Here is a 24,805-nt window from a genome sequence, read left to right as displayed (position 1 = left end):
AATGGTACGAGTTAACAGAAAAATGGTAGTGAAATCTTTGGTATTTGCGGGAGCGCTTGCATTTGGAACTTTTGTAGGTATTGATTCAGTTGAAGCAGCAGGTAATGGGAAAAAGGCTGAGGTAAAAGTCCAAGCATTAGATGACGAAGTAAGAGCAGAATCTAAATCGAAAGCTAAGACCAATCCATCTGCTGAAAACAAGGCTGAATCTCAAGGGCACGTCAATGCCAGTGAAAAAGCAAAAGAAAATGCAGCCCCTAATTCTGCAGTACAAGCTGGTTCTGAAACAGAGACAGATACTGATGTAGAAACACCTAATGAAGACGTGCCAGTTGAAGAGCCAACTGGATCTGATGTAAAAACAGAAGAAACAACAGGAACTGAAGTAGAAGAGGATGCAGCACAAGAAGAAATGGAAGGACCGAAAGAAGAGAAAGTCAATCCTTCTGTAGAAAATAAGGCGAAATCCAGTGCTTATCATGCAAGTGACGTAGCCAAAGAACATGCAGCTGAGAACTCTGCAGTTCATCTTTCGGTTGCACCTGAATCAGATGAAGATACAAACTCTGAAGAAGAGCTGACTGTCGAGACAGATGTCCAAGCTAAAACTGAAGATGACGAGGATGCAGACGAAGAAACAGATGAAGATGAAGATTCTAATAGAGATACTGATGAAGAAGCAAAAGAAGAAGAGGAAGCAACTGACGAAGATGCAGAAACAGAAGAAGACACTGATGACACTGAAGAAGTTAACATTTCTGCAGAAAACAAAGCAAATGCACAAGGACATGTAAACGCTAGTGAAATTGCAAAAGAACATGCAGCTGAAGGTTCTGCTGTTCTTGCTGGTACTACTGAGGACACCACTTCTGAAACTGATGAAGATACTACTGAAGAAACCGACGAAGGAACTGAAGTAGATACTGATCTTGAAACAGAAGTTACTACAGGAACTGAAACAAAAACAGTCACACTACCATAACGTTAAGCTTAGGAAGACCGGGAGAAATCCCGGTCTTTTTTCAGTTGAAGAAAGAATAAAGTACTTTCTTCACAGTGCACAAGCTGGTAACTTTGGAAGCAATACACCGCACGAAGGAAAAGCAATTGCTTTTTCGAGGAACCAATAGCTCAGCCTACGCATAGGCTTGGCTTTGCCAAGTTTTCATAACGACCCAAATCGTACTCGTACACTATGTGGCCAGATTTGACATTTATACCGCTAAAAGAAAATGGGACTTATATGATCAAAAAGAAGCAACTATCGGCCAAACGACATGATAAACAAATATCGATTTCCAGCAAAAAGCATTCTCTACAATGTGTATTTAAGAGGTAAATCAGTCTTATTCCAATTATCCTATAAATACCAACATTCTGAATTTTCTTTAATTATATTGACAGCGGTTACGTCTTTGCCTACGATAGTAGTAATGAGACAAGGGAGGGGTAGGTAATGAGTAGTTTGCTTTTGGCAGTAATTGGAATAGCGATCTTTTTACTAGGCTATCGCTATTATGCAAAATTCATAGCTGAAAAGATTTACAAGCTTGACGCGAATTTTGAGACTCCAGCACATAAATACAAAGATGGGGTCGACTTTGTTCCTACAAATCGATTTGTATTGTGGGGGCATCATTACAGCTCGGTAGCAGGAGCGGCACCGATTGTGGGGCCGGCAATAGCTGTTTATTGGGGCTGGCTTCCGGCAGTGATATGGGTCATTCTTGGAACCGTATTCGCAGCCGGTGTGCATGATTTCGGAGCACTCGTATTATCTGTACGTAACAAAGGTCAATCTGTTGGTACCATTGCAAACAAATTGATCGGTCATCGAGCAAAGATTTTGTTCTTATTCATCATATTGATTCTCGTATTGATGGTTAACGCAGTGTTTGCATGGGTCATCGCCAACCTGTTCGTTAACTTCCCAGCTACGGTATTATCGATTTTCATCCAGATTCCATTGGCGATCTGGATCGGGTATGCAGTTTATAAAAAAAGTCGGAGCATGTTGTTGCCATCCATTGTCGCACTTGCATTCATGTATGGTGCTGCAGTTCTCGCTTCTCAATTCGACGTCCTTAAAATCGACCTAGTCAAATGGTTCGGCGGAGAAGAAAACACTGTCATGTTCGGATTGAACGGCGTCTCGATGGCGTTCTTAGTCTGGATCATTGTATTGATGGTTTATGTGTATATCGCTTCTACTCTACCTGTATGGAAGCTATTGCAGCCAAGGGATTATATCAACTCTCATCAACTTGTCCTTGGTTTGGTCATCCTTTACTTGGGTGTACTCTTCACAAACCCGGAAATCACTGCACCAGCGGTAAATTCAGGTACTGATATATCGATGTGGCCGCTCTTATTCATCACGATTGCCTGCGGTGCGATTTCAGGCTTCCATGGTCTAGTCGCATCTGGAACTTCCTCTAAACAGCTTGATAAGGAAACGGATGCTAAATTCGTAGGTTATCTTGGTGCTGTTGGGGAAGGGATGCTCGCGTTACTTGCAATCATTGCTGTAACGACGTTCTTTGCAACTGGAGCTGACTTCACAGCAGCTTATAGCAGTTTCGCTGCAGCAAGTGCTGGAGGTCTAGGAAACTTCATCGGCGGTGCAGGGGTACTTGCATCAGGTGTAGGAATTCCTGCTAATATCGCATCGACGATCGTAGCCGTCATCGTCATCAGTTTTGCGGCAACCTCTCTTGATACTTCAGTTCGTTTGATGCGTTACATCATTTCAGAGCTTGGAACTGAGTACAAGCTTCCAGCATTGACGAAGGCACATGTTGCAACATCGATCGCTGTTGGTACAAGTGCTATGTTGGTTCTGCTTCCAGAAGGACCGAATGGATTCGGCTCTGGCGGATACTTGCTATGGCCGTTATTCGGTACATCCAACCAGCTATTAGCAGGAATCAGTTTGCTTCTTGTCTCGATCTGGTTGAAAAAGCAAGGGCGGAATTTCATGCCAACATTCATACCCATGGTGTTCGTCCTCTTCATGACTGTCTGGGCGATGGGTAAACAGGTCATTTTCGAATGGTCTGGTGCAGGAGCAGCGGATACGAATGTCTTGTTGTTCATCTTCGGTGCATTGATTCTTGGATTCGCTCTATGGATCATCATAGAAGCTTTCCAAGTTTTGAGTAAAAAACAAGATCCATCTGATATGGATAAAACGGCTTGATAAATTGATGGCTTGAGGGGGGGCGGGAAACTGCTCCCCTTTTTGAATGAATTGAAAAGGGGAATCGATGATGAAACACGAAATCCTTGTCATACGTGTATTGCCTGAGATAGGCGGAGGCTGATGCGGTGGTGTTTCTGGTGAAGGGTTCATCAGTATGTCAGATCAATTTGAAGATGATCGGAAAGAGATGCAGGAAATCGGTGTATTGTATCAGCAAATTGTAAAAGAATATGGGGATCAGGTGAACCTTGTTTATGCAGATCCACGAAATCTGATTTCCATTGCGGTTTATATGTTTAGTCAGGTCCGACATGGTAGAATAGGATTACTTGATGTTCTCAAGAATCTTTTTTGGAGAGCCCGCCGTGGAGCGGTTTTCATGAACGGACGGTGGATTAATAATAATCATAGCCAGTCGAATAAGGAACTATTAAAACGTATACAACAAGAAATGAACTAGCGGGGTGAGTGATGATGACTGAAGCGAAGTGGTCTTTTAAAAGACTGATCGAATTATATGATGAAATATTAAGCCATAATCATAAAACAGAGATCAAGCGGGAGCTTCGCGATGAGGATGATCTGTTTTTATTGTTATGCTTTTCAGAATTACTCGGAATTCCGAATCCAGTTTCATATTATACACTTGAACTGTATCCATCGATTCTGGAGAAGTTCCATGATTGGCATCTACGGATGGGAATGGAAAAGTCACCATTGGAAGGAATTCGTTGTTGTTGATGAGAGGTTGTGAGGTGTGTGAAGAAGATTGTAAATAAACAAATCGTATTTTTTGGTGGAAAAGGTGGAGTGGGGAAATCGACGTCAGCCTCAGCATTTGCATTGACGTCAGCAAGAAAAGGGCAGAAAACGTTGTTGGTTTCGACTGACCCGGCTCATAATGTAGGGGACATTTTCCATAAACGATTATCTGGAAAGCCAAAGCTATTATCGGAGAACCTTTTTGCAATCGAAATCGACCCGAATGAAGAAACAAAACGTTATCTTGATGGCGTAAAAGATAACCTCAAAGGTCTTGTCAAAGCGAAAATGGTAGAGGAAGTCCATCGTCAGATCGACCTTGCTGGAAGTTCTCCGGGAGCCGATGAAGCAGCAATGTTCGATCGACTTGTATCAATCATTTTAGATGAAAAAGGTTCGTTCGATACGATCGTTTTCGATACAGCTCCAACCGGGCATACGATCAGGCTGTTGACCCTGCCGGAGTTGATGGGGGCCTGGATCGACGGGATGCTGAAAAGACGTGAAAACTTGAATAAAAATTTTTCTGCATGGATGGGAGACGGGGAACCGGTAGAGGACCCGATCTATGACATCCTTGATAAAAGGAAAGAGCGTTTCGCTGAAGTACGGAAAATATTATTAGATGATTCACTGACGGAGTATGTATTTGTATTGAACGCAGAACGGCTTCCGATTTTAGAAACGGAAAAAGCAGTCGAAATGTTGAGAAAACACGATTTGCTCGTCAATACACTCGTAGTCAACAAGCTCTTACCTGATGTGGAAGACAGTTCTTTCCTCCGCAATCGAAAGGAACAGGAAAAGGAATATCTCCAAATGATCGATACGAAATTCAATCAGCTAGAGAAAATTTTCATTCCACTCCTCGATGGTGACGTTTCCACGCTAGAAGCGTTAGACCGAATCAGTGAAGCAATGCAAGAAGAACTGTTTCAATAAGATAAATTATGTAAGATGCGAAAAAAGAAATGTCTGGGTCTCTTATGGGAGGTCCAGGCATTTTTGCACTTAAAGAATATTTTTTCGTCAATATAAGCGCAACTAAGGCTCAGCCTGCAGAATTGCTTGGCTGAGCCAAGTTTTCTTTACATTCGGCATGTTCTTTATTGGGTTGTCTTGTAAGTTTACCTTGTTGAGGGTTCCAAACTCTGGTAAAATGATTTTTCCGTCTGACTTTTCAGACGAAAACGCTAAGGAGGTAACTGAACGTGAAGAATAAGATTCAAAGTGCCTTTGATATGGAGAAGCAGCAACTCGAAAAAATTGCTGCAGAGATCGAAAGTCAGATAAAGAAGTTGGAGGAAGTCCCCAGGTATTTCGGGGAGGATATAACGGAGCAGGCTCTCGATGAGCGGCGGGAACAAGCTCGAAAGAACCTTCGGATAGCGGAGGAGGAGCCCTTTTTCGGACGACTCGACTTCAATGTAGAAGGAAATGACCAACCAGATGAAATCTACATAGGGAAGGTTGGTGTTTCGAAGGAAGCGTCGAACGATCTTATGGTTATTGACTGGCGTGCTCCTGTTGCCAGCCTTTTTTATTCGTATAGTGGTGGTGAAGAGGAAATCTACTATATATCGCCAGAAGGCAAAGTTGAAGGTGATATCCAACTGAAACGGAATGTGGTCATCCGTAAACAGCAGCTCCAACGTGTTGTCGATACCTATGTAAAAGGCAGTACAGAAGCTGGTGGCACAGATGAATTTTTACTTTACCGGTTAGGTGATCGGAAAGACAACCGGTTACGTGATATCGTTTCTACCATCCAGGCCGAGCAAAATCATATCATCCGAGCTGAAAAGAACCAACCGCTTATTATCCAGGGGGTTGCAGGTTCGGGAAAAACGACAGTCGCCCTCCATCGACTGGCCTATCTTTTATACCATTACAGAGATCACCTCAGTGCCAATCGGATGATCATATTCGCGCCAAACCGAATGTTTCTGGACTATATCTCAAATGTCCTACCTGAACTTGGGGTAGGTGGGATCCAACAGAATACATTCAATGAATGGGCGGTAGAGGTCCTGGGAGAACAGATGACGGTTTCTGATGGTAGCGGTGAATTGGAAAGCATTTTCTCCAGCAGGTCGACAGTGGCCATCATTGCCCGGGAATCAGGTAGATTAAAAGGGTCATTGGCTTATAAAGATGTGATCGAGGAAGCGCTGGATGATTTTGAGAAGAAAATGATTCCGGATTCAGATTTGAAGCTCTGGGATGGTTGTGTGTTGTCAGTATCTTTTATAAAAAAATGGAATGAGGAACAGAGGCATTTTCCGATTGCCATGCGCAGGAACCGGATATTGAACCGGTTGAAGTCATGGGCGAAGCAACAGGTAGAAGAGATGTTGCCTCATGAACGTAAAGAACGAAAGAAAACAGCGGATAAACAAATTAAAACATATATGAAAGCCTGGCCGGATCACAGTGCTTTCACATTTTATAAAGAGCTGTACAAGAAAAAGACGATACAAGATTTTGCTCGCCCTTTTCAAGACTTTCTTTCTGCTGAAATCATTGAAGATACAAGGAAGCGGATGAACAAAAGGGAAGTTAGTGCAGAAGACTTACCTGCACTCATTTGGATCCACCAAAAACTATCGGGTATGGATAAACAGTTCATCTATCAGCATCTGGTCATTGATGAGGCACAGGATTTCTCGCCTTTTCATATCGAGGTGTTGAAATCAAATGTACGTGAGGATTCGTTCACAATTCTCGGTGATGTTTCACAGGGAATCCACTCATACAGAGGGATTGAAAAATGGCAAGAATTCATCGATGTATTCGGGGAAGGTAATTCGAACTATGTCCAAATGGAGAGGAGTTACCGATCTACATTGGAGATCATCGAATATGCCAACCGGATCTTACAAAACATGCGTCATACAAGCGGGCTTGCGAAGCCTGTTTTCCGAAGCGGTGAACCTGTCAGGGAGATAAAGGTGACTAAGACTGAACGAATGAAAAAGGTTCTATCCATCTTGGAACGGATACAAAGCTCAGGAGCACAAAGCATTGCCATTGTTGGAAGGACAGCTAAAATTTGTGCAGAGATCCATGAAAGGTTGATGGATGAAGGGATAAAGGCATCTTTGATTACAGCAGACCAGACTGGCTATCAAGGAGGGATCTCCGTCATACCAGTCTATCTCACGAAAGGATTGGAATTCGATGCGGTGTTGATACTCGATACAGATCCAAGCAATTACCAATTCAACGATGAGGATGCAAAGCTGTTATACGTAGGATGTACAAGAGCCCTTCACCAACTCTGGGTGTTGTATGAAAATGAACTAACCCCTCTGGTCCGTACAAAACTGAATTTATGAATTAGATTGGGTGCCAGGCACAGATTTAAATGTCAATACTATCAAGGCTTCTGAAACCGTGCCTGGCACCAAATACAAAGGGACTGACCTAATTGAAAGTGTCAGTCCCTTTGTATTTTAAATGATTCTATTAAACTTTTGTTCTATGCTTAGCCTACGATCAGGTTTGCAACGAGTAACAATACAAGGGAAGCTGCCCATACAACGGTTGTAGGAATAGACCATGTCAGGATCTGTTCTTTCACATTTTTAATTCCCAACATACGGTTCACAACCCAGAATAAGCTGTCGTTGAAATAAGAGAATACCATTGCACCAAGGGTTGCTGCCTGGGCAGCCAGTACCATATTGACATCAAGGCCTGCCAATATTGGTGCTGAGATGGATGCACCCGTAATCATCGCTACGGTACCACTTCCTTGAATCAATCGGACGATACTAGCGATGACGAATGGCAGCAGTATAGCCGGCAGGGCGGTTTGCGCGATCTGTTCCGCGATATAATCTCCTGCACCGCTTTCTCTCAGTACGTTACCTAAAGCTCCACCTGCACCAGTCACGAGTAAAATGATACCCGCATCTTTTATTCCTTCCTCCATACGGTCAATTGCAGTCGATTGTTTCACATGATTGTATAATCCGTAGATTGCAAAGATAAGACCAATTCCAACTGCAATGATTGGAGCTCCGAGGAATGTGATAATCCCATAAATCCCACCTTCAAGTCCAATTGCTGCAACCGTTGTATTCAAGAAGATCAAAATGATCGGTACCAGAATCGGTAAAGATGATCGTAATAAGGACGGTAAGTTTTTATTCTCTTGCATTTCATAGTATTCTTCTAACGTTTGGGGCATATCAGGTCTTACAAACCCGAGGCCATCTTCATCTGGAAGCTGGTAGATTTTTTTACCGATCCATTTTGCGTAATAAACTCCGACGATGATCAGAGGTACTGCAAAAATCAAACCGGTAAGGATCATCCATCCTACATCAACACCGAAGATTCCCGCAACGCCTAACGGTCCAGGAGTAGGGGGTACAGCATGGTGTGTGACAGCTAGACCGACACCAAGTGCCACACCTAACGCTACAACAGATTTCCCAGTCTTTTTTGATAGCGCTTTCGCAAGAGGGGCTAAAATGACGAAAGCGGAGTCTACAAAGATAGGTATGGAAACGACATACCCTGTCACAGCCATCGCCCATTCTTCTTTTCGCTTTCCTAACCATTTTATAAAACTATAGGCTAGCCTTTCCGCAGCCCCTGAAACTTCTAATATTCGTCCCATCATTACACCGAAACCGATGACAATACCGATAGAGCCGAGGGTGGTGCCAAAGCCGGTGGTGATGGCATCGACCACGTCAGGGGCTTTCATCCCCCCGACGATTCCAGTAATGGATGCTGCGATGATCAATGCTAGAAAGGCATGGATTTTTGTACGTAAAACCAGGAAAATCAGTAAGAATACTCCGAGAACTAATCCTAAAATCATTTGTGCTCCTGATGCTTCCATATTATTGCCTCCTATCGATTAATAACTGTACTTAAATATTTTCCCGTGTGAACTTGGATGCGTATTTCGCTGCTAACTTAATGCACTCTTCCATACTGACAGTACTAGCAATCCCTTTACCAGCTATATCAAACGCTGTGCCATGGTCAACAGATGTTCTCAAGAACGGAAGACCATTCGTAATTGAAATGGTTCTTTCAAAGTCAGTCATTTTTGCAGCAATATGCCCCTGGTCATGATAAAGGGAAAGCACTGCATCGAACTTTCCATTTAACGCATGATGGAAAACGGAATCCGCAGGAACCGGTCCAACAGCTTCGATTCCATCTTGTTTTGCTAGTTCAATTCCAGGTGTCAGTTCATCAAGTTCTTCACGTCCGAATAAACCGCCTTCACCTGCATGCGGGTTCAAACCTGCTACAGCAAATTTGCGTTTTTCAACTCCTAAACGCTGAAGTGCTTTATCACATCGGTTCAAGTAATCACGGACACGCTCTTTTGTCATTTGATCGATGGCATCCTTGACACTTAGGTGGCGAGTCAAAAAGAAGATCCTCATATTACGGACTTCAAACATCGTTAATGGGTCATCGGTATTTGTAAGGGCAGCGAGCATTTCTGTATGGCCGATATATGGCACTTCAGCAGCTTTCAACGATTCTTTGTTGATCGGAGTCGTTGCCATGACATGGACGTCACCAGCATTCGCAAGTTCAACCGTTTTCTCGATATAATCGAACGCAGCCTGGCCGCATTGAGCTTGTACCTCTCCGAATTTCAGTTCATCTACTTTCAAGTTCGGAAGATGGATGACATCAACAGTTCCAAACTCGTATTTTCCTTGTTCGGGTGTGTCCACTTTATTTATAGAAAGGTTTACATCCATGATCCCGATTGCTTTTTCCAAAACTTCTGTATGGCCGATTACAATTGGGCGGGACTGTTCATAGATTTCTTTCTTGCTTAAAGCTCCAACAGTTATTTCTGGTCCGATCCCTGCAGGGTCCCCCATAGGAATAGCGATGATTGGTCTTTCGATTTGTGTTGTCATACGTTTTTCTCCTTTCTGTATTGGGAAAGTTTATTTTTTAAAAGTTGTACGCAATCATAAATGGCTTTCTTATCACCGACAAGTCCGCCTTTGGTCACTACTGAAATGCCATCAAAATGGCCGCCGATGAACTGGCCGTATGCTGCCAATGGAATGACTTCGTCGTCAAGGTGGATGCCGGATGCTCCACTAACAGCACAAATAGAAGCTGTTACATCCCCACCGCTTGAAAAACAACCTTCGATTTTATCTGGCGATTGTTCGATCAGTTTCCTTGATATTTTTGCAAGTCCATCTGTTATCCGTTTGGCCAGGGCATCTTCAGAAGACTTTTCAACAATGGCTTTTTCTTTCAAATTCACCCGTTTTGCACCAGGATGATAGGTTGTGACAACAATGAGGTCATTGGTTTGTACCATCTTAAGTGCCTCATCAACAGAACGTTGGATCTCTTCTTCCCATCTTCCGTTGAAGGTTGCCAGCTTTTCAGCGTCTACAATGATCGGTGTAATTTGTGTCTTAGAGTACAGATATTCAAGTTGCCTTCCGGTCATCGCAGTTGCACTTCCTACTGTTACAAGGATCTTGCTTGGATTGACTTGTTGCTGGATATAATCACGGCAATAGGAGGCAGTCAGTGGTCCAGGATCACAAGGAATGAACTGCTTGTCGCCTATAGAAGTCATCGCTTTTGCGATCTCATCGATTTCTTCATCTGTAACAGCATCGATGGAAATGATCCTTATTCCATTTTCGCTGAGATTTTTGATCTTTGCCGCGATTGATTCCCCACCTTCCAGAACGGTTGATAATGGGATATGTTCTACAGGGTATACGCTCTGGGATCGAATGATATTCGGAACGTATGATTCAGTTAAAGGTTTGATAGGATCCCTTGCCACATCTGTTTCTTGTAAGGGCACCCCTTCTACAAGCAGGTAGCCCCCTGTGGTGACCCGCCCTGACTTTGGAAAGGAGGGACAGACGATCGCGATGGATTCATCTCCAAGCTCACCAAGCATGGCATCAATTTCATAACCGAAATGCCCCCTGACTGTACTATCGATTCTCTTACAGAAGATAGAGACATCTTGTGCTTGGAATTTATTGATTGCCGTTTTGACACGCTGCTTGCAAACATTGACGGGTGAATATCGACTATCCGTATCAATACAAATGGCATCATATCGATTTTTTTCAGGGAGTGGGGCGTCCCGGACCACCGTAGCTGTCTTGAACCCTTGCTTTGTCAATCTGACTCCTGTTGCATTAGCACCGGTCAGATCATCTGCAATAACTCCAATCATATCAATGCCCCTCACTTTCTACCTGATAAGTCTTTACTTGCTGCGCAATGAGTGTGTAATCTTCTTTTTTGCCCTGGTTATCTGTGATGAAGCCTTTCAGGTCAGCTAAAGAACATACTTTACTGAACGCTTTATGGTTTATTTTGCTCGAATCCGCCAGCAGCCAGGTTTCTTCAGCAGCTTCCATCATCAGCTTTTTGACCAGAGCCTTTTCTAAGGTAGGTGCTGTAACCCCTGCCTGAATATCGATCGCATGGGCACCGAGGAAAAACAAATCGACGTGGATTCCTCTTAAAAATTCTTGGGTTTGAGCACCGAATAACGCACCTACATTGTTTTGAAGATTTCCTCCGGTCACGATCACTTTCAATGATGAGTCAACAAGTTCACTTGCGATTTTGATATCATTCGTGATGATCGTGAGGTCTTCCCGGTTTGCTAATTGTCGAGCCAATTCTAAGGTGGTTGTCCCTGAATCAAGTAAAATACTTGCTCCATCAGGGATGAATTCCAAAGCCTTCTTTGATATGGATCTCTTTTCAATCACATTTTTTGTTTCTTTATTTAAATATGGTGTTTCCAGGGTCAGGGAGCGAGGGGAGACGGCTCCACCATGAGTTCTGATCAATTTCCCGTCCTGTTCTAATTGAACAAGATCCCTTCGAATAGTCATTTGCGAAACTTTGAACATTTCACTTAACTGCTCAATATCAACTTTTCCAGTTTCATTCACATGGGTAATAATTTTTTCCCTTCGCTGTGATGGGGACATTGTGTTCATTCCTTTACTGGTTTGTTCATTTTTATCATGAATTACTATCAATTATGTTAAAAACGAACACTAATGTCAACAATTATGTTTATTTTTATCGGTTTAATGTTTGAATTTAACATCCAGTGCCTGGCACGACAATTTCCCCCTTGAGCCCCAACGGTTTTTAAATGGTGCCTGGCACCGACCAGGAATCCAATGATATCAAGGGTTTCAAAAGTGTACCTGGCACTGTTCTACATCCTAGTGATACCAGGGGGTTTGGAACGGTGCCAGGCACTAAGAAAAAGCTCAAAAAAAATTTAGTCGAAAAAAGTCTTGTAATTATTCAGACTTTTCAATATAATCAATCATGAAAACGATTTCATGTATATACAAGTTCTGGAAGGAGGGGAATCCTATACGTAGGAGATTTGAATGACCACGATATCGGATGTAGCGAAACGTGCTGGGTTATCACGTACAACTGTTTCCAGAGTGATCAATCAACATCCTTATGTCAGTGAGGAAAAGAAGAAGCTCGTAGAACAGGCGATGAGGGAGTTACAGTATGTACCGAATTCCAGTGCACAGAAATTAAGGAAACAAAAAACCGAGACGATTGCAGTATATGTACCACGTCTGACGAATCCATTTTTCAGCCAGCTTGTTGAAACGATGGAGGAGGTCGCTGCAGAAAAAGGATACCAACTCTTATTTTGTCAGACCAGATATAACAAACAACAAGAATTGAATTATTTGCAATTGCTCCGAGGAAAGCAGATTGATGGGTTGATTCTCACGTCAATGGAAAATCCCTGGTCTGAAATCGAAAATTATCTATCGTATGGGCCTATCGTCCTCTGTAATGAATATGATTACGATGCCAAAGTTCCCATGGCACATCTGGACCAGGTGATGGGAGGCTATATCGGTACGAAACATTTACTTGATCGTGGGCATAAGGCAATTGTTTACTGCAGTTCAGAGCCAGGTGGCAGCCGGGTATCAAAAAGCAGGCAAGAAGGCTACATAAAAGCCATGCAACAGGCTGGCATCTCAATTGATCCGGACTGGATGTACACCGATCAATTTACGATTGAAGGCGGTAAACGATTATTCTATCGGCTCCACAATCTAAAAAATACACCCACAGCTGTTTTTACAGGAAGTGATGAAGTTGCTTCGGGGTTGATATTCGAAGCAAGGAAAAATGGTTACAAGATTCCTGAAGATCTCGCAGTCATCGGATTCGATGATCAACCAATTGCTGAATTGTTGGGGCTCACAACTGTTAAACAACCTGTTCATCAGTTGGGAAGGGCAGCAATGGAATTGATGGTCGGACAGATTCAATCACCGGAAAAAACCAGTTCCAATCGTGTTGAATTACCTTTTGAACTTATCATTCGAGAGTCGACGTAAAACAAAATGATTGATGATGATTTTCATGCTTGATTTATTTTTTTACATTTAAAGAAAGTATAAAATAGTTTCTTCAATATAAGCGCAACTAAAGCTCAGCCTGCGCCAACGGCTTGGCTTTGCCAAGTTTTCTTTAAAGTTTGTGAAATCGATTCCAAATTCAAAAAGTATAAGGGGAGGATTTCTAATGAAAAAATCAAAATGGACAAGCCTGTTTTCACTCTTTCTTGCTCTTAGTCTGATCTTGGCTGCCTGCAGCTCAGACGGTGAGGATGGCAGCGGTGGCGAAGAGGGTGAAAACAAATCAGATGGCGAAAAAGTGACGATCGTTTATGCAAAAGGACAAGATGCAACTAAAGGGACAGAAAAGGTAATCGAAGCATTTGAAAAAGAACATCCGAACATCGAGGTCGAATTCCGGGAAATGCCATCGGATACAGGTGCTCAACACAATGCTTACGTCACTGCTCTAAATGGAAAATCAAGTGAAATTGATGTCCTGGAATTAGATGTTATATGGCCGGCTGAATTTGCTCAAGCTGGGTATGTCATGCCGTTGGATCGTTTTATCAAAAAAGACAAAATCGATATGGAGTCTTACAACGAAGGCGCTTTAAGTGCTGCGAATTTTGAAGGAAGACAATGGGCGATGCCTAAATACATTGACGCTGGTATGCTTTTCTATCGTAAGGATATGGTTGAAGAACCACCTAAAACCTGGGATGAATTGATGACAAAAGCTGGTGAGCTCCAAGGTCAAGAGGGTACGAAGTTCGGTTACCTTATGCAAGGAAAGCAATACGAAGGGTTAGTATGTAATGCTGTTGAGTTCATTGCTAGTTATGGTGGAGCAATTGTCAATGAAGACGGTGAAGTGGTTGTAGACAGTGAAGAATCGATTAAAGGCCTTACCAAAATGGTTGAAATAATGAACTCAGAGATCGTCCCTGAAAACATCACCAACTTCACGGAGCCTGAGTCCCACACCTCTTTCATTGAAGGTGAATCTCCTTTCATCCGTAACTGGCCTTACCAATATGCATTGGCGAATGACGAAGAACAATCTAAAATTGTTGACAAAGTCGGAGTTGCACCACTTCCGGAAGGTGATGCTGGAACAGCTGCAGCCTTAGGTGGATGGATGGCGGCGATCAGTGCTTATTCTGAGCACCCAGAAGAAGCATGGGAGTTCTTGAAATTCATGACTGGGCCTGAAGGACAGAAAATTTCAGCGATCCATGGCGGTAAAGCGCCGACGATTTCTTCTTTATATGAGGATGAAGAAGTCCTGGAAGCAAATCCGTTCTTTAAAGAAGAAGGATTCGTAAACGCACTTGAATCTGCTGTTTCACGTCCAGTCGTAGCGAATTATCCTGAGATTTCAGAAATCATTCAGATTGAAGTCTCTAAAGCGATCGCAGGACAAAGTACACCAGAAGAAGCAGCTAAAGCAATGCAATCAAAAATTGAGAGTGCCATGAAATAACGAAAATCAGATAGGGCTGGCTCTAACATATGTTACTCAGGGTTGCCTCGAAATGCAACCCAGGGTAAGACACGATGGGGTCAGCTTCTATCATTTGAAAGGTGTGAAGATGGATTGAGTGATCGTACATCAAAACCTAAGAAGAAACGAAAAAAACTTTCTGAAAGCTCCGTTGCATACTTATTGATTGCGCCTTCACTACTTTTGATTCTCGTTATTGCCATATGGCCGGTTATCCAATCCTTTTATTTTTCATTGTTCGATATGAGGCTGAACAATCCGACTAAATCTGAGGTTCATACGAGCCATATGATCGATCTGCACCGTTATTTGGATAACTATTTTCTTTTGGAAGGTGCGATTGATAAAGAATTAGATAAAGCTAGCGGAGGAAACGAGGAAACACTGAATTCTGTGAAACAAGATTTATCAACACTTGATTCATCATTATTAGAAGATGAAAAAATCAAAGAACGATATGAAATCATCGATGAAAAATTGATGAAATTTGAAAAAGTAGGTTCCAAGGAGAAGCTTGTCGAGGTTGAAAAAGACCGAGCCGAAGAAATTCAGGTTACGCTCAATGATATCAAGGAGAAAGTGAACGGTCTTGATGAACTGGAGGACCCAAAGACTGTCAAAGGATTGAGCAATGCACTAGCTGATTCGATCATAAAACCTAATTTCATCGGATTCGATCATTATGCCAAAAATTTGACGGACAAGAGAATGTGGATGTCAATTTGGAATACCGTCGTGTTCACAGTCGTGTCTGTTGCAATTGAATTAGTCATCGGTCTGATGATCGCCTTGCTTATCAATAAAGCATTCTTCGGAAGAGGACTAGTCCGTGCTTCCATCCTGATACCATGGGCAATACCTACGGTTGTAGCAGCTCTAATGTGGAAATTCCTTTATGACGGGCAGAATGGAGTCGTCTCAAAAATATTTGAAGAAATCGGACTCATCGACCGGATGGCGACACTTCTGACAACCGATTCAGGCGCTATGTTCTCCGTCATTTTTGCCGATGTATGGAAAACGACTCCTTATATGGCGTTGTTACTGCTTGCTGGTTTACAGACGATACCCAAAAGCATGTATGAAGCAGCAGCCATCGATGGAGCGAATAAATGGAAACAATTCATTACAATTACACTTCCTTTATTGAAAACTAGTATTCTAGTCGCGCTGTTATTCCGCACACTCGATGCTTTCCGAGTGTTCGATCTCATTTACGTATTGACCGGCGGGGGACCTGCTAATTCAACAGAAACCATATCCTTGCTCGCCTATAAAGTGATGATTGCACAATCAAACTTCGGGGAAGGTTCTGCACTATCCGTTGTCGTCTTCATTTGTGTTGCGATCATCTCGATGATTTACATCTCTTTATTAGGCAGAGACCTGTTAGATGATAAAAAATAAGGAAAAGGGGAGGGTGAGTTGAATGCAGAAGAAAGCTGGACCAATGTTTTATATAGGTTTATTCGTTTTTATTTTCCTGGTCATGTTCCCGTTCTTATGGATTCTGGTCAGTTCATTGAAGCCTGTATCTGAATTGTTTGGAGAGAAGGCATTCATTCCTTTTACTTCAGATCCGACGCTTGAAAACTATCGATCCGTATTCGTGAACCATCCGTTCTTGACCTACTTGAAAAATAGTTTGATTGTTTCTGGAGTGACAACGATCTATACAGTCCTCGTAGCTTCATTTGCAGCGTATGCCATAGCGCGTATGAAGTTCAAAGGAAAAACGGTCATACTCGGGCTTGTACTGTCTGTTTCGATGTTTCCGCAGATCGCGACAATCTCCCCGATCTATATCATTTTGAAAAACCTGGGGCTGACCAACAGTTATCTTGGATTGATCATTCCGTATACGACGATTACATTACCTCTCTCGATTTGGATTCTCGTAACCTTCTTCCGAAAAATTCCGTTCGATCTGGAAGAAGCCGCGAAAATCGACGGGGCATCAATCATGCAGACGTACTGGCGCGTCATTCTGCCACTGGCGATTCCAGGGATTTTTACAACGGCGATCCTCGTCTTCATTGCTGCCTGGAATGAGTTCCTGTTTGCCCTTGTTTTAAATACACAGGAAGCTTATAAAACAGTACCAGTAGGGATTGCGATGTTCCAGGGGCAATTCACGATTCCATGGGGTGAAATATCTGCAGCTACAGTTGTGGTCACAGTACCGTTAGTCATCATGGTCCTCTTATTCCAACGCCGCATCGTTTCAGGACTGACTTCTGGTGCAGTGAAAGAATAATAGTTCTTTAGGTAGGCTTCTTTGAAAGAAATTCGCGACAGTCGTGCAGGAAAAGCGAGTCAGGCTCATGGGATAAAAACTAAAGAAGGAACGGGTTCTGATACCTGTTCCTTTCTTTTATACTTAAAGAAAGTATCAAATACTTCTTCAGTATAAGCGCAACTAAGGCAAAGCCTGCGCCAAGGCTTGGCTTTGCCTTAGTTTTCTTTATTAGTTATCATTTTGTCGAATCAATTCATCGATCTTGTGTTTTCAGTCTCTTTCCCTTTGAATATGAATTGATCAAGTGAGTAAGCTTTGGAGTGATTGATTGCAACAGCCACTGCCATCGCTAAGAGTGCTAGATCTAATTCATACCCAGCCATCTGACCATTTCCTAAAAAGCCTGCAGCCAATTTCACTTTGAAGATTGCTCCAACCATCAATAAAGCAAATAAGACAGAAATAACTCGGCTGAATAACCCAAGGACCAATGCGATTCCACCGACAAGTTCTAATAATGCGACACCGTAAGCCAGAAATCCAGGAAGTCCGATGCTGCCGAACCAACCGACTGTATTTTCGATCCCGCCTTGAAATTTCGCCAGCCCATGAATGAAGAATGTCAATCCTAAGATGACCCTCAAAATCAAACTACTCACTTCATATTTATTTTCCATTATTTCTTCCCTCCATTTTTTTATGAAACTATTTTGATTCTCCGAATTGCCATACACTATGACTAAGGTTTCCATACCGATAACTTCGATGTAATAATTCGGCACTCTTCTCGTGATCTGCTGCACCCATGGCATAAAAGAGTGGGATAAAGTGTTCGTTCCCGTATGGTGGTACAGCGGAATCAGCAGCAGGCGCTAACGAGTTGTAGTTGAACAGTGATTCCAGGTCCCAACTTTTCAGATGACGTTCAAGCCACTCATCAAAATCAAACGCCCACTGATCCACAGATCCATCATCGCTTGTCATCTTCAATACCCGGAGATTATGGACCGTACCTCCACTCGCGATGATCAAAATATCTTTTTCTCTTAATTGTGATAGTGTCCTACCGATTTCATATTGTTGTCCAGGTGTAAGGCGTGGGTTTACCGACATTGAGATGACGGGAATATCTGCATCAGGATAAAGTATCTTGAGGACAACCCAAGCTCCATGATCCAACCCGCGTTTTTCTTCAACATCAAAAGGAACTCCCTCTCTAGCGAAGGATTCTATGATTTCCTGTGTAACATCCTCGCTTCCTTCAGCAGGATAATTGATGCGATATAACGCTTCAGGAAATCCATTGAAGTCATATATCGTCTCAAACTTATCTACCTTACTAACTTTTTGAATAGATGATTCCCAGTGTGCTGAAAACAATATAATAGCTTTCGGTTTTGCCATCGTCTTACCTAATTCTTGTAAAAACTGTGTATACGCATTATTTTCAATCGCCAGAAGAGGTGCTCCATGAGCAATAAATAAAGATGGCATCATCGTAACATTCCTCCTTTTTCCATTTTTCCCACAGTGCATAGCCTTGTGTATTACCTTGTGGCTTCTTCAATGAAATAATATGACCTGCTAGGAGATCAAAATTAGGTACTTGTGCATAGCGGGGATATTCATATAAATATAAAATATCCTTATTGGTAAACAAGGGGGTAAAAAAGAATGTTTAATAGTTTATTAATATGAATAATAGTTACTTATAAGATAACAATAGCTGTAGTGGATTGTCAAACCTTTTTTTGCTAATATAGAAATAAGTTTTTTAAATGGAAACTTCAGGGGTGATTAAGTTGGATATTGGTACAAAGATCCGCTCAATAAGAAACAGAAAGAAAATCACAATTGCTCAAATGTCCGAGGGGACAGGCCTCTCAAAAGGGTTCTTAAGCAATGTTGAAAACAATAACACATCACCATCCATCAGTACACTCAGTACAATCGCTGGGTTTCTGAGTGTTCCTCTACCTTACTTGCTGCTAGAGAAAAAACAACATATGCGTGTTGTACGGAAAAATGGAAGAAACAGCTCTTCTTTCAATAACTTGAAGATTGAACATTTGACTTCAAAGGGCGGACTTAGGATGATGATTGTAGAATTTCCGCCGGGTGCCTCCATCGGAGAACCTCATTCTCATGAAGGAGAAGAATGCCATCTTGTATTGGAAGGAAAGGTTCTGGCTGAACAAGGGGAAGATTCCGTCATTGTAGAAGAAGGTGATTCATTCAGCTGGAATGCAAGTGTTCCGCATTTCGTGAAAAACACCGGAGATAAGAAAGCGATTGTCTTGATTTCGATTTATTCCGATACCGAACTAACTGATATATTATAAAAAGTATTAAATTTAATTACATGGATAAAATGATTGTGGACGTTTGAAACATCGGCAGAACGGAAATGTAGTGCTAAAAGGAGGTAATCCTATGAGTACTGATAAAAAGAATAGAAAGAATAGAAAGAGTCCGAATAAAAAGGAACCGGATCACACGCTTCATGAAGATGAAACAGTAGATCCGATGCCTGTAGAAGATCAGAAACAAGAAATAAGAGAAGAAAAGAAGAAGCATAAATCAAAAGATGATTCATCAAGTGAAAAACACTATCGGAAGAATGAATGAAGCTTGATTCGATTTAGAGGACACCAGAGACCTTATTTGGGTAATACGCTCCTAAAAAGCTGTATTTTCACCCAAATAGCGGAACGGTTGTCCTCTAATTTTCAAATCATAACTATTTTTCAGAGATAACGGAACAGATGTCCTCTAATTTTTGATCTGAATAGTTTTTTCCCTCACATGTCCTCCGATTTCAACAACCTCCAGATTCAAATCCTTTTCAACGAAATCGCTTTCCTCATCTTGTTCAATGATTCCTGTGACGTTTCCTTTGTTTTCATCATCACATTCACAAATAAGGCGTCAATGATGCTCAACTGTGCAATCCTCGATGCCAATGCCTCAGATCGGTAGTCGGTTTCCTCTGATGTCGTAAAAAGAGGGACATCGACTTTCTGTCCTAAAGGAGATTTAGCAAGTGTAGTGATCCCGATCATCTTCACCTTGTTCTGTTGGGCAACCTCCAATACATCCAACAAATCCTTATTCGTTCCGGAATGGGAAATGAACATGATGACGTCCTTGTCAGTCAGTTGGGACGCCGCCATCAGCTGTAAGTGTGAATCCGAATAGGCGGCAGATGGGATGCCGCTGCGTAAAAACTTGTGATGAGCATCCATGGCAACGATCCCTGAACCTCCATTTCCGTAGAATTCCACTTTGTTAGCTCCAATAATCAGTTCAACCGCCTTTTGATATTGTTCCTGTTCCAATATGTGAGTGGTTTCCTCAAGCGTCCTTATATTTGACCGAAAAATTTTTTGCGCAACCTCTTTCTCATTATCTGTTTCGTTAATGGTTTCATGAATATCCTTGACAGGGTTCACGATTTCAGAAGCCAGTGCGATCTTCATGGCTTGATAGCCTTTGAACCCGATCCGTTTGCAAAAGCGGAATACGGTCGCTTCAGCAACTTGCAGATCATCGGCTATTTGACTGATCGTCGAATGGATGATGTGCTCTGGATTGTTCAAAATATAATCAGCGATCATCTTTTCTTTTTCACTGAACCTGTTATAAAACGAACGGATTCGCGGAATACAATGTTGTTGCTGTTGATCTTTACTCAAAGTCGTTCTCCTTTCAAAACTGCTATTACTATTATATACCATTGTAATACGAAAAAAAATTTCATGAAAGCGGTTGAAAAGAAAAAATATTTTTGTATAATTGGTGACAAAAGAAATAATTTTTCACAACAAGTCATTCATCATTATCATCACTGGAGGTTTTAATATGCAAATAGGTTTAATTGGTCTAGGAAAAATGGGGTACAACCTCGGTTTGAATTTGATTGACCACAACCATCATGTACATGCTTTTGATGTGAACGCATCGACTCGTGATTCATTTGAAGCAGAAGGTGGTCAAGGACATGCTTCCATAAAGGAACTGGTTGAAAACCTTGTAAAACCACGAGCGGTCTGGATCATGGTTCCAGCTGGAGAAATTACGGAATCTGTCATTTCTGAATTAGGTGAATTGCTGGACCCAGAAGACATCATCATTGATGGTGGAAACACGAATTACAAGGAATCTGTAAAAAGGGCTGAAGCATTAAGTGAGAAGGGTATCCATTTCTTGGATGTCGGAACAAGCGGTGGTGTCGGCGGAGCAAGAAACGGCGCATGCATGATGGTCGGCGGGAATGAAACTGCGTTCAAACGATTAGAATCTGTCTTTGATGAAGTGACAGTTGAAAATGGCTTTCTTTACACAGGGAAATCAGGGAGCGGCCACTTCTTGAAGATGATTCATAACGGAATCGAATACGGCATGATGCAAGCGATCGCTGAAGGGTTCGATATCCTTGAAAAAAGTCCATTCGATTACGATTACGAAGGTGTATCAAGAGTTTGGAACAACGGATCCGTCATTCGTTCCTGGCTCATGGAACTTACGGAAAATGCATTTTCGAAAGACGAAAAGCTGGATGACATCCGTGGTGTCATGCACTCCTCCGGTGAAGGGAAATGGACGGTGGAAACAGCACTTGACCTTCAAACAGCTGCACCGGTCATCGCACTTTCATTGATGATGCGTTACCGTTCTTTAGAAGAAGATACATTTGCAGGTAAAGTTGTCGCTGCTCTACGAAACGAGTTTGGCGGACACGATGTCGTGAAGAAATAAATTTTCGATTGGGGGAAATGGAGATGTCAGGAGCAGGATTGATTTTAGTCGCATTATTAGGGATCATCGTTTTACTATTCTTAGTCATGAGAACGAAGCTTCAAGCATTTGTCGCGCTATTGATCGTCAGTATTCTTGTCGGAATCGGCGCTGACATGAAATTAAGTGATATAATCGGTTCGATTCAAGAAGGGATGGGCGGTACGTTAGGTTTCGTAGCCGTCGTCGTCGGGCTTGGAGCGATGTTCGGACAGATGCTCGAGGTTTCCGGTGGAGCAGAACGACTAGCTCAAACGCTTATTAAAAAGTTTGGTGAGAGCAGAGCGCAATGGGCATTGAGTGTCACAGGCTTCATTGTCGCCATACCCGTATTTTTTGATGTCGGTTTCATCATCTTAGTTCCAATTGTATACGGATTGGCCAAAAAAACAGGGAAATCGCTCTTATTCTATGGAATTCCATTGCTTGCCGGTCTTGCGGTTACACATAGCTTTGTCCCACCGACTCCAGGACCGATTGCGGTTGCTGAACTAGTCGGAGCAGATATCGGTTGGGTCATCTTATTCGGTATCCTGGCAGGTCTTCCTGCTATGATCATTGCTGGACCGATCTTCGGTAAATATATAGCGAAAAAGATCCATGTCAAAGTTCCAGAATATATTGAACTTGAAGAAAGACACTATGATCGGGAGCTCCCTGGTTTTGGAACAGTAGCAAGTCTGATTCTGATTCCACTCGTATTGATCCTTTTGAATACGTTTTCAGGGGTACTGCTTCCAGAAGGAAATAACATCCGTGAATTCTTGACGTTCTTAGGGCATCCATTTGTCGCACTGATCATCGCAACAGTTCTTGCGTTTTATATTCTTGGGATCCGAAAAGGGTATTCGAAGGATGAAGTGCAACAGATTGCTACCAAAGCACTTGAACCAGCTGGTATCATCATTCTTGTAACCGGTGCAGGTGGAGTTTTCAAACAAATCCTGATTGATTCAGGTGTAGGTGATGTATTGGGTGAAATGATGGCTGGATCATCATTACCACCGTTACTGCTAGCATTCCTGATCGCTGCATTTGTCCGTGTTGCACAAGGTTCTGCTACTGTCTCAATGATCACCGCGGCAGGAATCATGTCACCGATCATCGATTCACTAGGATTGGGAGGGCCGGTGCTTGGACTTATGGTCATCTCCATTGCAGCTGGTGCCACGATTCTATCCCATGTAAATGACAGTGGTTTCTGGCTCGTCAATCGCTATTTCGGTCTGGATGTGAAAGATACATTACGCTCATGGACAGTGATGGAGACTCTTATTGCACTTGTCGGATTTGCAGTCGCCTTCACAATCGGAATCTTCATTTAATGGAACTGAAAGGACGTTATTAATCATGCAACAAGAATGGTATGTAGGAGTCGACATAGGTACAACCAGTACAAAAGCAGTCGTATATGATGCAGAAGGTGAGGTAAAGGGATTGCACAATGTGGAATATCCTTTACACACACCTGAGGTATCGGCCGCCGTACAGGATCCTGAAGAAATCTTTCAGGCTGTGTTGATGAGCATCCGAACAGCTATAGAAAAAAGTGAAATAGATGGGAATAAGATTGGATTCATTTCGTTCAGTTCCGCCATGCATAGTTTGATTGCTGTCGATGAAGTTGGATCACCGCTTACGGAATGCATTACATGGGCAGATACCCGAAGTTCAAAATGGGCGGAAAAATTGAAGTCGAGCTCTACAGGGCATGACATTTACAGAAGGACAGGTACACCGATCCATCCTATGTCGCCTCTTGTGAAGCTTATGTGGCTGAAAGAGGAATATCCAGAGCTATTTGAGAAAACTTCAAAATTCATTTCAATCAAAGAATATGTATTTAAAAAGTTATTCAATATATTCGTTGTTGACCATTCCGTTGCCTCCGCTACTGGTCTTTTCAATCTGGAAAGTCTGGCATGGGATGCTGAGGCCCTTGAAGTTGCTGGTATAACAGCAGTTCAGCTATCTGAACCAGTACCGACTACAAAGGCGATCGATGGGCTTGATGGAAAATATGCAGAGGTTCTCGGCATCGGTCCATCCACTCCATTCATTGTCGGAGCCAGTGACGGCGTGTTATCCAATCTGGGAGTTAATGCGATCGAGCCAGGAGCTGTAGCGGTTACGATCGGGACAAGTGGAGCGATCAGAACGGCAGCAAAAGCGCCAGTGACCGATCCAAAAGGACGTACATTCTGTTATGCGCTTACTGAAGATCTATGGATAATCGGTGGGCCAGTCAATAACGGAGGAATGACGTTCCGTTGGTTGAAAGATGAAATATGTGGAGCGGAGATCGAATCAGCAAGACGCCTTGGCGTGGATCCATACGAAGTGTTGACTGGAATTGCGGCGAATGTGAAGCCGGGAGCTGATGGATTATTGTTCCATCCCTATTTGAGTGGAGAACGGGCACCGTTATGGAATGCGAATGCAAGAGGTTCATTCTTCGGGCTTGCTTTACATCACGGAAAAGAACACATGATTCGAGCTGTATTAGAGGGAATCGTGTTCAATCTGCACTCTGTGATGCTTGCCTTGAAAGAATTGATCGGCATGCCGAAAAGGATCCAGGCGACAGGGGGCTTCGCACGTTCACCGTTATGGAGACAAATGCTTGCTGACATTTTCGACCAGGAAGTCTTCGTCCCTGAAAGCCATGAAAGCTCTTGTCTTGGTGCAGTGATTCTAGGTATGTATGCACAAGGGAAAATCGATTCCTTAGAGCATGTGAAAACAATGGTCGGCTCGGTGCATCAGCATACACCTGACCCTGAACATGCAGAAATCTATAATGAGCTGATGCCGATTTTCATCCGTGTCTCGAGAAAGCTGACGGATGAATATGATGCGATAGCCGTTTTTCAAAACAAACATGTGAAACCTAAATAAGCATAATA

At 42.6% G+C, this 24,805-nt stretch carries 22 protein-coding genes; 15 read left to right on the top strand and 7 right to left on the bottom strand.

What is annotated here, in order from left to right; all coding sequences use genetic code 11:
* The first annotated feature begins 1 nt into the window (after position 1).
* The 6 genes from N8M93_RS05220 to N8M93_RS05195 all read left to right on the top strand — a co-directional run bounded on the left by N8M93_RS05220 (position 2) and on the right by N8M93_RS05195 (position 7,302).
* A complete protein-coding gene (locus N8M93_RS05220; protein ID WP_261130154.1) occupies positions 2-982 on the top strand; it encodes a hypothetical protein in 981 nt (326 codons plus the stop codon).
* Positions 983-1,456: 474 nt separating this feature from the next.
* A complete protein-coding gene (locus N8M93_RS05215) occupies positions 1,457-3,199 on the top strand; it encodes a carbon starvation protein A (protein ID WP_261130153.1) in 1,743 nt (580 codons plus the stop codon).
* Positions 3,200-3,356: 157 nt separating this feature from the next.
* Complete coding sequence (locus N8M93_RS05210) at positions 3,357-3,662, top strand: hypothetical protein (protein WP_261130152.1); 306 nt, start codon at positions 3,357-3,359, stop codon at positions 3,660-3,662.
* Positions 3,663-3,676: 14 nt separating this feature from the next.
* Positions 3,677-3,943, top strand: coding sequence for a cory-CC-star protein (locus tag N8M93_RS05205; protein ID WP_221568885.1), 267 nt, complete (start codon positions 3,677-3,679; stop codon positions 3,941-3,943).
* Positions 3,944-3,961: 18 nt separating this feature from the next.
* Entirely contained in the window at positions 3,962-4,906 is a 945-nt protein-coding gene (locus N8M93_RS05200) for an ArsA family ATPase (RefSeq protein ID WP_261130145.1), read from the top strand.
* A gap of 281 nt (positions 4,907-5,187) precedes the next feature.
* On the top strand, positions 5,188-7,302 hold the full coding sequence (locus tag N8M93_RS05195) for a 3'-5' exonuclease (RefSeq protein WP_261130285.1): 2,115 nt from the start codon (positions 5,188-5,190) through the stop codon (positions 7,300-7,302).
* A gap of 149 nt (positions 7,303-7,451) precedes the next feature.
* Here the strand turns inward: N8M93_RS05195 and N8M93_RS05190 are convergent, their stop codons facing one another.
* From N8M93_RS05190 to N8M93_RS05175, 4 genes are read right to left on the bottom strand one after another with little or no spacing between them, the layout of a single operon-like run.
* Positions 7,452-8,822: a GntP family permease gene (locus N8M93_RS05190; RefSeq protein WP_261130143.1), complete on the bottom strand. Its 1,371-nt coding sequence runs from the start codon at positions 8,820-8,822 to the stop codon at positions 7,452-7,454.
* Positions 8,823-8,853: 31 nt separating this feature from the next.
* Positions 8,854-9,873, bottom strand: a complete 1,020-nt coding sequence (pdxA, locus tag N8M93_RS05185) for a 4-hydroxythreonine-4-phosphate dehydrogenase PdxA (RefSeq protein ID WP_261130142.1) — start codon at positions 9,871-9,873, stop codon at positions 8,854-8,856.
* A complete protein-coding gene (locus tag N8M93_RS05180) occupies positions 9,870-11,180 on the bottom strand; it encodes a four-carbon acid sugar kinase family protein (RefSeq protein WP_261130140.1) in 1,311 nt (436 codons plus the stop codon). The genes pdxA and N8M93_RS05180 overlap by 4 nt, the downstream gene beginning before the upstream one ends.
* 1 nt (position 11,181) lies before the next feature.
* A complete protein-coding gene (locus N8M93_RS05175) occupies positions 11,182-11,952 on the bottom strand; it encodes a DeoR/GlpR family DNA-binding transcription regulator (protein ID WP_261130138.1) in 771 nt (256 codons plus the stop codon).
* A 417-nt stretch (positions 11,953-12,369) separates the two neighbouring features.
* Here N8M93_RS05175 and N8M93_RS05170 point away from each other — a divergent pair, with 417 nt between their 5' ends.
* The 4 genes from N8M93_RS05170 (at position 12,370) to N8M93_RS05155 (ending at position 17,120) form a co-directional block, all read left to right on the top strand.
* Positions 12,370-13,356 (top strand): LacI family DNA-binding transcriptional regulator, encoded by a 987-nt coding sequence (locus tag N8M93_RS05170; RefSeq protein ID WP_261130135.1) that lies wholly within the window; start codon positions 12,370-12,372, stop codon positions 13,354-13,356.
* Between the two features lie 187 nt (positions 13,357-13,543).
* A complete protein-coding gene (locus N8M93_RS05165; protein ID WP_261130134.1) occupies positions 13,544-14,842 on the top strand; it encodes an ABC transporter substrate-binding protein in 1,299 nt (432 codons plus the stop codon).
* Between the two features lie 114 nt (positions 14,843-14,956).
* Entirely contained in the window at positions 14,957-16,270 is a 1,314-nt protein-coding gene (locus N8M93_RS05160; RefSeq protein WP_261130133.1) for a carbohydrate ABC transporter permease, read from the top strand.
* Positions 16,271-16,292: 22 nt separating this feature from the next.
* The gene (locus N8M93_RS05155; protein ID WP_261130132.1) at positions 16,293-17,120 is read left to right on the top strand and encodes a carbohydrate ABC transporter permease; all 828 of its coding nucleotides are present in this window, start codon (positions 16,293-16,295) and stop codon (positions 17,118-17,120) included.
* 230 nt (positions 17,121-17,350) lie between these two features.
* On the opposite strand, the gene N8M93_RS05150 is transcribed toward N8M93_RS05155, so the two are convergent.
* Both N8M93_RS05150 and N8M93_RS05145 read right to left on the bottom strand, forming a co-directional pair.
* Positions 17,351-17,779, bottom strand: coding sequence for a DoxX family protein (locus N8M93_RS05150; protein ID WP_261130131.1), 429 nt, complete (start codon positions 17,777-17,779; stop codon positions 17,351-17,353).
* A 28-nt stretch (positions 17,780-17,807) separates the two neighbouring features.
* On the bottom strand, positions 17,808-18,599 hold the full coding sequence (locus tag N8M93_RS05145; RefSeq protein WP_261130130.1) for a dioxygenase: 792 nt from the start codon (positions 18,597-18,599) through the stop codon (positions 17,808-17,810).
* A gap of 305 nt (positions 18,600-18,904) precedes the next feature.
* Here N8M93_RS05145 and N8M93_RS05140 point away from each other — a divergent pair, with 305 nt between their 5' ends.
* The gene (locus tag N8M93_RS05140) at positions 18,905-19,444 is read left to right on the top strand and encodes a helix-turn-helix domain-containing protein (RefSeq protein ID WP_261130129.1); all 540 of its coding nucleotides are present in this window, start codon (positions 18,905-18,907) and stop codon (positions 19,442-19,444) included.
* A gap of 91 nt (positions 19,445-19,535) precedes the next feature.
* Positions 19,536-19,730: a hypothetical protein gene (locus N8M93_RS05135; protein ID WP_261130128.1), complete on the top strand. Its 195-nt coding sequence runs from the start codon at positions 19,536-19,538 to the stop codon at positions 19,728-19,730.
* Positions 19,731-19,936: 206 nt separating this feature from the next.
* Here the strand turns inward: N8M93_RS05135 and N8M93_RS05130 are convergent, their stop codons facing one another.
* Complete coding sequence (locus N8M93_RS05130) at positions 19,937-20,797, bottom strand: MurR/RpiR family transcriptional regulator (protein ID WP_261130127.1); 861 nt, start codon at positions 20,795-20,797, stop codon at positions 19,937-19,939.
* Positions 20,798-20,963: 166 nt separating this feature from the next.
* Between N8M93_RS05130 and gnd the strand changes: the two genes are divergently transcribed.
* Genes gnd through gntK form a run of 3 tightly spaced genes read left to right on the top strand, consistent with a single transcriptional unit; the run spans position 20,964 to position 24,797 of the window.
* Positions 20,964-21,860 carry a phosphogluconate dehydrogenase (NAD(+)-dependent, decarboxylating) gene (gnd, locus tag N8M93_RS05125; RefSeq protein WP_261130126.1) on the top strand — a complete coding sequence of 299 codons (897 nt, stop codon included), beginning with the start codon at positions 20,964-20,966 and terminating at the stop codon, positions 21,858-21,860.
* A 23-nt stretch (positions 21,861-21,883) separates the two neighbouring features.
* A complete protein-coding gene (locus N8M93_RS05120; protein ID WP_261130124.1) occupies positions 21,884-23,224 on the top strand; it encodes a GntP family permease in 1,341 nt (446 codons plus the stop codon).
* Between the two features lie 25 nt (positions 23,225-23,249).
* Positions 23,250-24,797, top strand: a complete 1,548-nt coding sequence (gene gntK, locus N8M93_RS05115) for a gluconokinase (RefSeq protein ID WP_261130122.1) — start codon at positions 23,250-23,252, stop codon at positions 24,795-24,797.
* Positions 24,798-24,805 lie beyond the last annotated feature (8 nt).

Origin of the sequence: Bacillus sp. Marseille-Q3570 (assembly GCF_946151055.1) — a bacterium.
Classification (GTDB): domain Bacteria; phylum Bacillota; class Bacilli; order Bacillales; family Fictibacillaceae; genus Pseudalkalibacillus.
This window is presented reverse-complemented; position numbering and strand designations above follow the sequence as displayed.

Bases quoted from the DNA above. Each gene is read 5' to 3' on its own strand.
- gnd (WP_261130126.1), top strand. From the start codon at position 20,964: ATGCAAATAGGTTTAATTGGTCTAGGAAAAATGGGGTACAACCTCGGT.
- N8M93_RS05165 (WP_261130134.1), top strand. From the start codon at position 13,544: ATGAAAAAATCAAAATGGACAAGCCTGTTTTCACTCTTTCTTGCTCTT.
- N8M93_RS05135 (WP_261130128.1), top strand. From the start codon at position 19,536: ATGAGTACTGATAAAAAGAATAGAAAGAATAGAAAGAGTCCGAATAAA.
- N8M93_RS05210 (WP_261130152.1), top strand. From the start codon at position 3,357: ATGTCAGATCAATTTGAAGATGATCGGAAAGAGATGCAGGAAATCGGT.
- N8M93_RS05175 (WP_261130138.1), bottom strand. From the start codon at position 11,952: ATGTCCCCATCACAGCGAAGGGAAAAAATTATTACCCATGTGAATGAA.
- N8M93_RS05120 (WP_261130124.1), top strand. From the start codon at position 21,884: ATGTCAGGAGCAGGATTGATTTTAGTCGCATTATTAGGGATCATCGTT.
- N8M93_RS05145 (WP_261130130.1), bottom strand. From the start codon at position 18,599: ATGATGCCATCTTTATTTATTGCTCATGGAGCACCTCTTCTGGCGATT.
- N8M93_RS05205 (WP_221568885.1), top strand. From the start codon at position 3,677: ATGACTGAAGCGAAGTGGTCTTTTAAAAGACTGATCGAATTATATGAT.
- N8M93_RS05215 (WP_261130153.1), top strand. From the start codon at position 1,457: ATGAGTAGTTTGCTTTTGGCAGTAATTGGAATAGCGATCTTTTTACTA.
- gntK (WP_261130122.1), top strand. From the start codon at position 23,250: ATGCAACAAGAATGGTATGTAGGAGTCGACATAGGTACAACCAGTACA.
- pdxA (WP_261130142.1), bottom strand. From the start codon at position 9,873: ATGACAACACAAATCGAAAGACCAATCATCGCTATTCCTATGGGGGAC.
- N8M93_RS05150 (WP_261130131.1), bottom strand. From the start codon at position 17,779: ATGGAAAATAAATATGAAGTGAGTAGTTTGATTTTGAGGGTCATCTTA.
- N8M93_RS05190 (WP_261130143.1), bottom strand. From the start codon at position 8,822: ATGGAAGCATCAGGAGCACAAATGATTTTAGGATTAGTTCTCGGAGTA.
- N8M93_RS05220 (WP_261130154.1), top strand. From the start codon at position 2: ATGGTACGAGTTAACAGAAAAATGGTAGTGAAATCTTTGGTATTTGCG.
- N8M93_RS05170 (WP_261130135.1), top strand. From the start codon at position 12,370: ATGACCACGATATCGGATGTAGCGAAACGTGCTGGGTTATCACGTACA.
- N8M93_RS05155 (WP_261130132.1), top strand. From the start codon at position 16,293: ATGCAGAAGAAAGCTGGACCAATGTTTTATATAGGTTTATTCGTTTTT.
- N8M93_RS05180 (WP_261130140.1), bottom strand. From the start codon at position 11,180: ATGATTGGAGTTATTGCAGATGATCTGACCGGTGCTAATGCAACAGGA.